The 12,428-nt window shown below is 46.1% G+C and carries 12 protein-coding genes; all 12 read right to left on the reverse strand.

Features of this window, described 5'->3' with window-relative positions:
- Nucleotides 1–57: 57 nt before the first annotated feature.
- The 12 genes from ACQW03_RS01270 to rimP all read right to left on the reverse strand — a co-directional run bounded on the left by ACQW03_RS01270 (nucleotide 58) and on the right by rimP (nucleotide 12,197).
- Nucleotides 58–1,062, reverse strand: coding sequence for a polysaccharide deacetylase family protein (locus tag ACQW03_RS01270; protein WP_441947923.1), 1,005 nt, complete (start codon nucleotides 1,060–1,062; stop codon nucleotides 58–60).
- Between the two features lie 230 nt (nucleotides 1,063–1,292).
- Complete coding sequence (pnp, locus tag ACQW03_RS01275) at nucleotides 1,293–3,395, reverse strand: polyribonucleotide nucleotidyltransferase (protein ID WP_025720905.1); 2,103 nt, start codon at nucleotides 3,393–3,395, stop codon at nucleotides 1,293–1,295.
- A 214-nt stretch (nucleotides 3,396–3,609) separates the two neighbouring features.
- Nucleotides 3,610–3,879 (reverse strand): 30S ribosomal protein S15, encoded by a 270-nt coding sequence (gene rpsO, locus ACQW03_RS01280; protein WP_007430074.1) that lies wholly within the window; start codon nucleotides 3,877–3,879, stop codon nucleotides 3,610–3,612.
- A gap of 132 nt (nucleotides 3,880–4,011) precedes the next feature.
- Nucleotides 4,012–4,950: a bifunctional riboflavin kinase/FAD synthetase gene (locus ACQW03_RS01285; protein ID WP_025720908.1), complete on the reverse strand. Its 939-nt coding sequence runs from the start codon at nucleotides 4,948–4,950 to the stop codon at nucleotides 4,012–4,014.
- A 58-nt stretch (nucleotides 4,951–5,008) separates the two neighbouring features.
- Nucleotides 5,009–5,944 carry a tRNA pseudouridine(55) synthase TruB gene (truB, locus tag ACQW03_RS01290; RefSeq protein WP_071640530.1) on the reverse strand — a complete coding sequence of 312 codons (936 nt, stop codon included), beginning with the start codon at nucleotides 5,942–5,944 and terminating at the stop codon, nucleotides 5,009–5,011.
- Nucleotides 5,941–6,918 carry a DHH family phosphoesterase gene (locus ACQW03_RS01295; protein ID WP_023988218.1) on the reverse strand — a complete coding sequence of 326 codons (978 nt, stop codon included), beginning with the start codon at nucleotides 6,916–6,918 and terminating at the stop codon, nucleotides 5,941–5,943. Before ACQW03_RS01295 ends, truB begins: the two co-directional genes overlap by 4 nt.
- Nucleotides 6,919–6,969: 51 nt before the next feature.
- Entirely contained in the window at nucleotides 6,970–7,320 is a 351-nt protein-coding gene (gene rbfA, locus ACQW03_RS01300; RefSeq protein WP_010346342.1) for a 30S ribosome-binding factor RbfA, read from the reverse strand.
- 20 nt (nucleotides 7,321–7,340) lie between these two features.
- Entirely contained in the window at nucleotides 7,341–9,896 is a 2,556-nt protein-coding gene (gene infB / locus ACQW03_RS01305) for a translation initiation factor IF-2 (RefSeq protein WP_071640528.1), read from the reverse strand.
- Nucleotides 9,889–10,212, reverse strand: a complete 324-nt coding sequence (locus ACQW03_RS01310; RefSeq protein WP_013309928.1) for a L7Ae/L30e/S12e/Gadd45 family ribosomal protein — start codon at nucleotides 10,210–10,212, stop codon at nucleotides 9,889–9,891. The genes infB and ACQW03_RS01310 overlap by 8 nt, the downstream gene beginning before the upstream one ends.
- Nucleotides 10,205–10,513: an RNase P modulator RnpM gene (rnpM, locus tag ACQW03_RS01315; protein ID WP_071640527.1), complete on the reverse strand. Its 309-nt coding sequence runs from the start codon at nucleotides 10,511–10,513 to the stop codon at nucleotides 10,205–10,207. Before rnpM ends, ACQW03_RS01310 begins: the two co-directional genes overlap by 8 nt.
- A gap of 23 nt (nucleotides 10,514–10,536) precedes the next feature.
- The gene (nusA, locus tag ACQW03_RS01320; RefSeq protein ID WP_013309927.1) at nucleotides 10,537–11,634 is read right to left on the reverse strand and encodes a transcription termination factor NusA; all 1,098 of its coding nucleotides are present in this window, start codon (nucleotides 11,632–11,634) and stop codon (nucleotides 10,537–10,539) included.
- A gap of 101 nt (nucleotides 11,635–11,735) precedes the next feature.
- Nucleotides 11,736–12,197: a ribosome maturation factor RimP gene (rimP, locus tag ACQW03_RS01325; RefSeq protein ID WP_013309926.1), complete on the reverse strand. Its 462-nt coding sequence runs from the start codon at nucleotides 12,195–12,197 to the stop codon at nucleotides 11,736–11,738.
- Nucleotides 12,198–12,428: the final 231 nt, after the last annotated feature.

A 12,428-nucleotide genomic window follows, 5' to 3' on the forward strand; every position in this document is an offset into this window, starting at 1 on the left:
TCCTAAACTGAATTGCATACTTAGCCATAATGTTCAATCCTAACAGAAAAAAGACATTCACTCAACCGGAGCAGGTAGCTGTCGATCAGGGGAAAGTGTCTGACTGACAGTTCCGAGCACAAGTCCCTTACTACGAATGGCATGGATCATGCCTTTGAGAGCAGCCGCTGAGGAATCTGTTGGGTGCATCAATATCAGTGTGCCTGATTCGACCTTACTAGTGATTTTGTTAATCACCGATTCTGGTGACGGATGTTTCCAATCTACAGTGTCCAATGTCCACAACACTGTTTTGAGCCCACGTTCTGCTGCTATATCCACCGTCTGCTGATTAAAATCGCCCGATGGAGGGGCAAACCAGTTATTTTTGACGCTCAAAGTTTCTTGAAGAAGCTCTTGTGTCTTTTCAATTTCTTGTATAGCTCTGGCCCGACTCAGACGGCTCATATTCGGATGAGAGTAAGCATGATTCGAAAGCTCATGTCCTCTTTTTTGAATCTCCTTGGCGAGTTCAGGATTTTTTTTCAGCCAACTTCCATCAAGAAAAAATGTGGCCTTGACCTTTTCCTGATCCAGCGTGTTCAGTATCGGCAGGATAAATTCATTCCCCCATGCTACATTGATCATGAAGGATACCATTGGCTTTTCGGGATTGCCCCTGTAAATTGGAACATTACCAAGCTGATTTAAATGTATTTTAGGTGCCAATTGCCGATATACATATTGAATGGGTCGATCCGGAGATGCAATCGCTTTGCGATAGGTAGCATCCAAATCCACCTCCAGTCCGTTATAGCCTGGAATAGCCTTCCATACCCTGTCGATCTTGGCATCAACTGGTTCCCGCCGCTGACGGGCTGCTTCTGTTCTTAGTCGCTGCATAAGCGCATTATCGGGTAAAGCCGCCATCGCCATCGTTGTTTCAGCTTTAGGCTCCCCAACTTCTGTAGCGTCTCCATTGCGTAATTGATTAGCGAAGTCACGAACCCCGCTAAACTGTCCGATTACCAGTGTGATGGCTAAACTGGCTACCACCCACACTGCTCTTTTTGCCCTACTCATGATTCCTTCATCCTCCCGACCGTTTGTCCACATTGTATGCGGGGAGGACAAGAACTATGACGCAGTAGCCTCTAGAAGCCTACTTTGGCGCAGCTTGTGCATATGTATGAAAAAAGAGCCAGAAACGTAGCTCTGCCTCTTTCCAAAAGCTTAAACAATGCTATTCAAATTCCTTGTACTGTTAATACGAAAAGCTACTCCTGCCTTTCTAGTCTGCAACATGCAGGTACCTAGGATTTTGCAGGTGCTTCTGCAGTCAGAACAGCCTTACGGGACAGATTGACACGACCTTGTTGATCAATTTCGGTTACTTTCACCGTAATTGTATCCCCAATAGCAATTACATCTTCAACTTTGGCTACACGTTCAGTAGACAGTTGAGAAATATGAACCAGACCATCTTTGCCCGGTAAAATTTCAACAAATGCACCGAATTTCTCAATCCGTTTTACTGTACCGATGTAAATCTCACCGACCACGACTTCCTTTACGATACCCTCAATAATGGAACGTGCCTTTTCATTCATCTCTTGATTTGTGGAAGCGATGAACACACGACCATCTTGTTCAATATCGATTTTTACGCCGGTTTCTTCGATGATTTTGTTGATGATTTTACCACCAGCTCCAATAACATCACGGATTTTGTCCGGGTTAATGTGCATCGTCATAATTTTCGGAGCATACTGAGACAACTGCTCACGTGGCTTCTGGATCGCTTCCATCATTTTGCTAAGAATAAACAAGCGTCCTTCTTTAGCTTGCTTGAGCGCATCCTGTAAAATCTGGCGGTCAATACCGTTAATTTTAATATCCATTTGAATGGCAGTTACGCCTTCCGCGGTACCAGCAACTTTAAAGTCCATATCGCCCAGGTGGTCTTCCATCCCTTGGATATCAGTCAATACGGAAACATGGTCTCCATCCTTGATCAATCCCATCGCTACACCTGCAACCGGAGCTTTAATCGGTACACCTGCATCCATCATAGCCAGTGTACTAGCACAAATACTAGCTTGTGAAGTCGAACCATTTGATTCCAGTACCTCGGAAACCAAACGGATGGTGTATGGAAATTCAGTTTCGGAAGGAATTACTTTGGAAAGTGCACGTTCACCAAGAGCACCATGTCCGATTTCACGACGGCCTGGCGCACGCAAAGGACGAGCCTCACCTACGCTGAATGGCGGGAAATTGTAATGATGCATAAAGCGTTTTGTTTCTTCCAAATCAATACCGTCCAAAATTTGTACATCACCCAATGCACCAAGTGTACAAATGCTAAGCGCTTGCGTTTGACCGCGTGTAAATAAGCCCGAACCATGAGTACGCGGCAAAATACTAGTGTCGCTTTCAATCGGACGAATTTCGTCAAGCTTACGACCATCAGGACGCACTTTATCATGCGTGATCAAACGACGTACTTCTTCCTTGACGATATCATAGAGAACTTCGCTCACGTCGCTCAAAAGCTCAGGTGTCTCTATGTATTGTGCTTCAAAATGGGCAACTGTCTCTTCGTTGACTGCATCAATCGCCTCTTGACGGGCATGTTTTTCTGCAATTTTAACAGCTTCCATTAAACGTTGAGCTGCATAAGCACGTACTTCACTGTTCACTTTTTCATCAACAGCATGCAGTTTAACCTGCATTTTCTCTTTACCTGCTACTTGCACCAATTGTTCAATGACTGCCACAATGTTCTTAATCTCATCATGACCGAACATAATAGCTTCCAGCATAACTTCCTCTGGAATCTCATTGCCTTCGGCTTCTACCATCATGATGGCATCTTTCGTTCCGGCTACAACCAGGTACAGATCGCTTACATTCTGCTGTGCAATATCCGGGTTAATCACAAATTGCCCGTCTACACGTCCTACAGCGACTCCACCGATTGGCCCATTAAAAGGTACATCCGAAATGCTAAGTGCTGCCGAGGTTCCGATCATTGCTGCAATTTCAGGTTCGCAATCCTGATCGACACTCATAACCAGGTTCAACACCTGTACATCATTCCGGAAACCTTCCGGGAACAATGGACGAATTGGACGGTCTGTCAAACGGCTCGACAAAATCGCTTTTTGACTCGGACGTCCTTCACGTTTAATAAATCCGCCAGGAATTTTCCCTACAGCATACAATCTTTCCTCATAGTTTACGGTCAGGGGAAAAAAGTCCAAATCTTTCGGTTCACGGGAAGCGGTCACGGTACAAAGCACAACTGTTTCTCCGTAGCTCACTTTAACTGCCGCATTGGCTTGTTTCGCAAGACGTCCTGTTTCCAGCACCAGCTTTCTTCCGCCGAGCTGCATTTCTACGCGTTGCTCCATGGTATCCCTCCATTTCATTTCATTGTAAAAGTTCTATACATATCCAGTATTTCCTGCGCAGGGCTTATTCATAAGAAGCTAGCAGATAAATCAGGATATGTAATTCAAAAAAAGATTCCTCATTTCAAAAAAGAACCCGGCTGCTGTCCGCCGTCGCCTTAGCAGGGACAAGCGGTGAACAACCAGGCTTCTTTTCTCATTACATGTCTGAAAATTAACGACGCAGTCCGAGACGCTCGATCAACGCACTGTAACGTTTAACATCAGTCTTCTTCAGGTAAGCCAAAAGTTTACGACGCTGACCGACCATTTTCAACAACCCGCGGCGGGAGTGATGGTCTTTCTTGTGCGAACGAAAGTGACTTTGCAAGTTGACGATGTTTTCAGTAAGGATAGCGATTTGTACCTCTGGTGATCCTGTATCGGATTCATGAGTTTTGTACTCCTCGATCAATTGCTGTTTACGCTCTTGAGTCAATGCCATCCTGTTCACCTCCTTCATTATAATCGCCATTAGCCTCGTAGCCGCCGGTGAAAGCGGACAACCAAGCTAAGGTTCATCGTTGTTTACACAACATAAGTCAGTATAACACAGCGCCTGTCTTATGTAAATAAATTAGCCTAACAGCTTTTTAGCCGTTTGTGCGTCATTGCCAATTTGGCTGATCAGCTCATCCACCGAAGAAAATTTGCGTTCAGGGCGGATGTAATGGTGAAGCTCCACAAGCACAGAATCCCCATAAATTTGCTGATTAAAATCAAATAGGTGTACTTCAAACGACGGATTCAGCACACCTTCATGAAAAGTAGGCTTAACCCCTACATTCATTACACCATTTATCCAACGATCGCCTACAAGCGCCCGTACAGCGTATACACCCTTGATCGGAATCACGTAGGTATCATCCAGTTTGAGATTAGCGGTCGGAAAACCGATCGTACGTCCGCGCTTCTCTCCATCCATTACAGTACCTTGGATACGATAAGGACGTCCCAACCAGCGAGAGGCATGTGCTAGATCCCCGTTCTGTAAAGCACGGCGAATGCCAGAACTGCTCACCTTGTCCCCATCCAGTTCGAACGGTGATACGGTGTGTACAGACATCAGCTCTCCTCCCAGCTTCCGAAGGGTATCCTCATGCCCGGCTCCCCGGTGGCCAAACCGAAAATCAAAGCCTACTACCGCTGTTCGAATTTGCAATGGAAGCAGCACGTCGCTCATAAACGCCTCAGGGCTGACCTTGGAAAATTCTTCGTTAAAACTCAAAATATAAAGTACGTCCACACCCATATCAGCCAGAATAGTCTGCTTGTCCGCAAGCGGTGTTAAATAACCTTCATAATCGCCTTTTTTCATGACTTCCTTTGGGTGAGGATGAAATGTCATGACAGATACCGGCACTTGCTGTTCACGAGCCAGCGCAACGGCCTTACGTATCACGCTTGCGTGTCCCAGATGAAGACCATCAAACTGACCGATCGCCGTGACCTGTGGATGTCCCCATTGCTGCAAAAGCTCATCACTCAATGGATAAGATAACGATACGGTAATCATTATTAATTCACCTGCATTTCACATCATTTGACTAACTTCGTCAAAATTATAGCACAATTCAAGGTAAAAAAACTTTAATGGGAGCGATCGCGTCTGATTCATCCCGACCATATATGCCTAAAAACGTTTTATCCTCTTTATACAAACGGAAGGGCTGGTTGTCCGTCACAGGTGGTGAAATCATATTCAGCGACAGGCGTTGGCCTTGCAGAGCCGCAGTTACCTTGGCTTCAGCCACTATATGCTCAGGCATATAGTCAATCGCCTGATCAGTTGTAATAAGTCGCTCTCCAAGACTACCATCCGCTACGAAACGCTCTATCTCTTCGAAAGTCAGACAACGTTCCGCAGGAATTCCCGCAGACATGGTTCGCTCCAGTTTAACCATCGTTGAAGGATATCCTAATTCACGGCCAATATCAACACATAGTGTACGGATATAAGTACCTTTGGAGCATAAGGCACGAAAAGAAATATCCACATACACCCCCGTCTCCGCGAATCCCGTCATTTCCAACTCGTAAATGCTCACTTCACGACTTTTTCGTTCCACGGTTTTGCCTTCTCGAGCCAGTTCATATAGACGTTTGCCATCCACTTTTAGCGCGGAGTACATTGGAGGAACTTGGGAAATCGTACCAACAAAACGCTTCAAAACCGCTTTGACTTCCACTTCCGTCACCTCTACTTGACGTTCACTCTCTTCCGTGATTTTCCCAGTCAGGTCTTCGGTATCCGTGGCAATTCCTAATCGCAGTGTAGCCCGATATTCTTTGGGCCGCTCTTGCATGTATTCCACCACACGGGTGGCACGTCCCAGACACAAGGGCAAAACACCAGTTACTTGCGGATCAAGCGTTCCAGTGTGTCCGATTCGCTTCATACCTAATAAACGGCGAGCCTTGGCCACCACATCATGAGAGGTAAATCCAGCAGGTTTATAGACAGGTAGAACGCCTTCCCAAGTTGCCTGTTCTTTCTTTATCGAATTCATAGCTCAGACTTCACCCGCCCTACAACTGTCTCAATGATATCTCCCAGCTTACCCTCTAGCCGGCAGCCAGCCGCACGTACATGTCCACCGCCCCCAAATGATTGAGCCAGCGCAGCTACATCAACATTCCCTGCCGATCTCAAGCTGGCCTTGACCGCTTGATCATTAATAACCTTAAAGAAAATACCTACCTCAACTCCACGAATATTTCTTGGATAATTCACAATGCCTTCCAAGTCCTCATTTACAGCGCCACATTCCGTCATGTCGTCAGGTGATACTACGACCCAAGCAACTTTTCCATCCTCCGACATCGTGAGCGTTTGCAATGCTTTTGTCAGCACCTTCATTTGTGGAAAAGTCATTTCCTCGAGCAATTTCTCGGATAAAGATGGACCATCTACACCGTAAGCAAGTAGCTGTGACACAGTAGACATCACTTTCGGTGAAGTGTTGGAGTAACGGAAACCTCCTGTATCCGTTAGCAACCCTGTATATAAAGCCGTAGCTATTTCAACATCCCAGGTTACTGCAAACTCTTTCAGTAGGTCAAAAAGAATTTCTGCTGTTGCAGCAGCATCCGACTTAATCACATTAACTGTACCATACGCATCATTCGTTGGATGATGATCAATATTCAGGATAATGGCATCTTCCGTAAAAAACTGCTCTGTCAAACCAACACGACGGTAATCCGCACAATCTACACAAATGATCCGGTTGTATTTCCGTTCTGGCGGTTGCTGGCTCATATCCATAATCTCATCGGCATGCCATAAAAAATCCATACGCTTGGGAATAGGTCCCTCATTTAGCATGGTAAATTTCTTCCCCAGACATGAGAGAAGCCAGCCCACCGTTACGGTGGAGCTGACTGCGTCTCCGTCCGGCTGTACATGCGATACGATCAGGTAATCATCATGCTCCAGAATAAATTCCTTCGCTTGTTGAAGCGCCTGTTCATAGGTATGCATTGCCTTCTCCTTTACATTCAGTTCATGGTTCCTTCAGACAAACTAAAAGTTTTATTTTTCATCCTTGTCGATATCACTCAGCAGTTTTTCAATTCGACTGCCGTAAGCAATAGATTCGTCAATTTTGAAAATCAACTCAGGAATATGGCGCAGCCGTATCCGTTTGCCGAGTTCAGAACGAAGATAACCGTTCGCTTTGTCCAATGCCTTCAGGGAAGAATTTTTTTGTTCTTCATCCCCGAGCACGCTCAAGTATATTTTCGCTTGGGACAAATCATTTGTAAGATCGACACCCGTTACCGTGATAAAACCGATGCGGGGGTCTTTTAATTCAGTTTGTATGAGTTGGCTTAGCTCCTTCTTGATCTGCTCGCCAACCCGACCTGTACGTATTTTAGCCATGGATGCTCACCTCTCTGCCGTTAGCGCTCCACTGTTTCCATGACGAACGCTTCAATAATGTCGAGTTCCTTAACATCATTATAGCCATCAAGGGTAATACCGCATTCGTAACCTTGGGCAACTTCTTTTGCGTCGTCCTTAAAGCGTTTCAGTGAGTCGATTTTACCTTCAAAAATGACGATGCCATCACGAATCAGGCGTGCTTCTGCTGAACGGGTAATTTTACCGGATGTCACCATACAACCAGCGATCGTACCGACTTTAGTAACTTTGAATACGTTACGTACTTCAGCATGCCCAATCACATTTTCTTTATATTCAGGATCCAGCATGCCCTTCATGGCTTGCTCTATTTCTTCAATGACATTGTAAATGACACGGTGTAGACGAATATCCACTTTTTCAGCTTCCGCTGTAGATTTCGCCTGGTTATCCGGACGAACATTAAAGCCAATGACAATAGCATTGGAAGCTGCTGCCAAAATAATATCGGATTCGGTGATTGCTCCTGCACCACTGTGAAGAATTTTAACGCGCACACCTTCAACTTCAATCTTGTTCAAGGAACCTTTCAACGCTTCGACGGAACCTTGTACGTCACCTTTAATAATGACGTTCAGATCCTTCATTTCGCCATCCTTGATGTGTTGGAACAGGTCATCCAGTGTTACACGGGTATTACTGCCCAGATCAGATTGGCGTTGCGTGATCGCACGTCTATCAGCAATAGCACGAGCTTTGCGCTCATCCTCAAACACCATGAATGGATCGCCAGCAAGTGGAACTTCTGTCAAACCAGTAATTTCAACTGGAGTGGAAGGACCTGCTTCCTTAAGACGACGACCTTTATCGTTGACCATGGCACGCACACGTCCGAAGCAGTTACCCGCTACGAAAGCATCGCCGACTTTCAGTGTACCGTTCTGAACGAGGATACGGGCTACAGAACCGCGACCTTTATCCAGTTCTGCCTCGATGATGGTACCACGTGCCCGTTTGTTCGGGTTCGCTTTGTACTCATTCACTTCAGCTACGAGCAGAATCATCTCGAGCAGGTCTTCCAGACCCATTCTTTGTTTCGCGGAAACGTTGACGAAAATTGTATCGCCGCCCCACTCTTCAGGTACCAATTCATATTCAGTGAGTTCTTGCTTCACTTTATCCGGGTTGGCATCCGGTTTGTCGATCTTGTTCACAGCTACGATAATTGGCAGACCTGCCGCCTTCGCATGGTTAATAGCTTCGACCGTCTGTGGCATAACACCGTCGTCAGCTGCAACCACGATAATCGTCATATCTGTCACTTGGGCACCACGTGCACGCATAGCAGTAAAGGCTTCGTGACCCGGTGTATCCAGGAAAGTAATTTTTTTGCTGTTAATTTCAACTTGGTATGCACCAATATGCTGTGTAATACCGCCAGCTTCGCCACCGGTTACATTAGTCGAGCGAATGGCATCCAGCAAAGTTGTTTTACCATGATCGACGTGACCCATAATCGTTACAACCGGTGGACGTGTTTTGAGATCCGCAGGATCATCATTTTCTTCCACGGTTTCAAAACGATCTTCTTCGACAGGAATTTTCACTTCTACCTCGACACCAAAGTCTCCGGCAAGCAAGAGGATGGTATCCATATCCAGTTCCTGGTTGATGGTCGCCATTGTTCCGAGCACAATCAGCTTTTTGATGACTTCTGACGCATCCTTGTGAAGAAGCTTGGCTGTTTCGCCTACAGTCATCTCACCACGCACAATAATTTTCTTAGGCGTGTTGTCGATTTTCTCGCGACGCTCCTGTTGTTGACCTTTACCACGATTGTTGAATTTCCCGCCACGATTGCTGCCGCCGCGATTATTGCCTCCACGACCACCGTTACCACCACGTCCGCCGCCTTGACGGTTATCGTCAAAACGTCCTTGACCGGAACGGTTACCACCATTGTTGGAGTTACTACCTGTACGGTTGCCACCACTACGGTTTGCATTGTTGCTTCCTGTGGAGGATGACGTTCTTACTGCCGTACCACCCTGACTACTTCCCTGAGGGCGTGAGTTAGTGCTCTGGTTGCCTTGAGGACGCGAACCTGTGTTACCGCTGGGACGCTGTTGTCCTCCCTGTTGTTGACCGTTACTGCGGTTCTGTGTACTTTGCTGACCAGTTGGTCTGCTAGTACTTTGTTGGCTGCGGTTTTGACCGCCCTGCTGGCTGCTTTGCGCTTTTGGAGCGCTACTTCGGTTACTGTTTTGGTTGTTGTTTGTCCTATTCATACTTACCTGCTTTTCCTGTTGATTTTTGGTTTGCTCAGTTGAATGATTACTATTCTGGCTTGAACCGGCCTGATTCGAGCTTACTTGCGCCGTACCTGCTCCGCCTTGCTTGGCCGCAGCATTGGATTTAATATTCTTAAAAAAACTTTCCACTTTACCTACGGCATCATGTTCCATGACGCTCATATGGTTGTTCACGGGAATATCCAGCCGTTTAAGAATGGTGATAATTTCTTTGCTGCTCATGTTCAACGATTTGGCGTATTCGTATACCCGCACTTTGTCTTTGCTTTCTTGTTTACTCAATATACTCCACCTCCGACATTATCCCCGCATGTTTCTTGATCAATTTCGCGAATCCTTGATCTGTCACAGCCAGCACAACCCGTTCAGGTTTGCCGATACTGCTTCCCAAGCTTTCCCGGTCAAATCCTATCAATAAGGGGATTTTGTACGTCCCGCATTTGTCGCGGAATTTCTTTTGAGTATTCATTGAAGCATCTTTCGCAAGAATGACCAGCTTGGCTTCTGAAGACCTGATCGCTTTATAAACGATCTCATCACCTGTTAGCAGCTTGCCAGCTCTCATGGCAAGACCCAATCCAGACAGCGCCTTATTCATCCTGCACGCTGCCTTGTGCCGCCAGGAATTCTTCCTCGACGGCAGCAAAATCACGACTTAGCTGCTCATAAATTTCAGGATGAACCGAGTGCTTCAATGCTCGATCCAGTGCCTTGCTCTTTTGAGCCAGCTTGAAGCAGGCGGCTTTGCCGCACAAGTAAGCGCCGCGTCCCGACTTTTTGCCAGTCAAGTCAATCAACACTTCGTCTTCAGGGGTTTTGACGACACGGATCAACTGCTTCTTTGGCATCATTTCATGACAGGCCACACATTTGCGCAAAGGTATCTTTCTCTGTTTCATGCATTAACCCCCCTACACTCCGCTTAATCTACAGAAACGGAATCCTGATGCATTTCATCGGTGGATGTTCTCGGTCTGCCGAGTTCTTCCTCCGCCTGTGTTTCACTCTTAATATCAATTTTCCAGCCCGTAAGCTTAGCAGCTAGGCGAGCATTTTGCCCTTTGATACCAATAGCAAGAGAAAGCTGATAATCAGGCACAATAACACGCGCCATTTTCTCTTCTTCAAATACCTGCACTTCAAGCACCTTGGACGGACTCAGCGCATTAGCCACGTATTCATCAACATTATCGGAATAGCGTACAATGTCGATTTTTTCACCACGCAGCTCGTTCACAATGGTCTGTACACGTGTTCCTCTCGGACCCACACAAGAACCGACCGGATCAACCTCGGCGTTACGGGAATGAACCGCGATTTTAGAACGGAAGCCTGCTTCACGCGCTACGGAACGAATCTCTACAACACCATCAAAAATTTCAGGCACTTCGAGTTCGAACAAACGCTTAAGCAGACCCGGATGTGATCGAGACAGCATAATTTGCGGTCCTTTGGTTGTGTTCTCTACCTTGGTAATATAAGCCTTAATCCGATCCAGATGGCTAAATTTCTCATTAGGCATCAGTTCGCCCAACGGAAGAACTGCTTCCACCTTACCAAGATCAATATAAATATTACGTGGGTCTTGGCGCTGTACAGTTCCTGTTACAATATCTTCTTCCTTGTCCACAAACTTGTTGTAGATCAGTCCCCGTTCCGCTTCGCGGATACGCTGGGTCACGACCTGCTTCGCAGTTTGTGCAGCAATCCGTCCAAAATCACGTGGTGTGACTTCAATTTCAGCGATATCTTCCAACTGAAAATGCGGGTTAATCTCACGGGCCGCAGGCAACGAAATCTCGGTGCGAGGATCCAATACCTCCTCAACGATCAGCTTGCGGGCATATACCTTAATGACTCCCGAGTTGCGGTTCATATCAACACGCACGTTTTGTGCGGTGTTGAAATTCCGTTTGTAACTGGAAATCAAGGCTGCTTCAATGGCCTCAAACAGCACATCCTTGCTGATCCCCTTTTCTCTTTCCAACTCGTTCATTGCTTCAATAAAATCCATACTCATGGATCACTGCTCCCCCTTTCAAATGATGCACCTGCGTACTGGTCGGCACACGAGGTAAAAAAACATGTAGTACATGTCAAACAGCAACAGTCAAATCTGAATTAAAATATGATCGCGAGCCTTGCACCAGCTACCTTGTCATAAGGTATAACATGCTTCTTTTGTCCGCTTTGAACGGTGAGTTCCCCATCTTCAAAAGAAAGCAAACGACCTTCGAATTCCTTCAGGCCGTTGATCGGCTCGTATGTAGTAACGAATACGTTTTTGCCTACCGCTTTAGTAACGTCCTCCGCTTTTTTCAGCGGTCTTTCGGCGCCTGGTGAAGACACTTCCAGAAAATATGCTGTAGAAACAGGGTCATTTTCATCCAACTTTTGACCCAGATATTCACTGATCATACTGCAGTCGTCCAGATCAATTCCTCCGTCTTTGTCTACAAAAACGCGAAGAAACCAATTGCTGCCCTCTTTGACATACTCGACATCGACCAGTTCAAAACCATGCTCATCGAGGTAAGGTTGGGCCATTTCTTCTACTACTGATTTGATCTTTGGTGTGCTCAAAGATTATAACCTCCAAAAGTGAACTTTCCTGTGGTGAAAAAAAGACGCCCTATTGCCATGGACAATGCTTCTCCATCACCGGCATTTTCATTTTCATTTGATGTAATGTTCATTTCGGGCTCACTGCAAATAAACCGGCGTACCGGTTTCGTGCCCAAAAATAACCTTTTCACGTTGTAACTGTATATCAAACAGTAAAGAGTGGGTTTCCCCACTCTTTTAGCAACGGTT

This window comes from Paenibacillus sp. DRB1-1 (genome assembly GCF_052119485.1).
In the GTDB taxonomy this organism is placed as follows: domain Bacteria; phylum Bacillota; class Bacilli; order Paenibacillales; family Paenibacillaceae; genus Paenibacillus; species Paenibacillus polymyxa_B.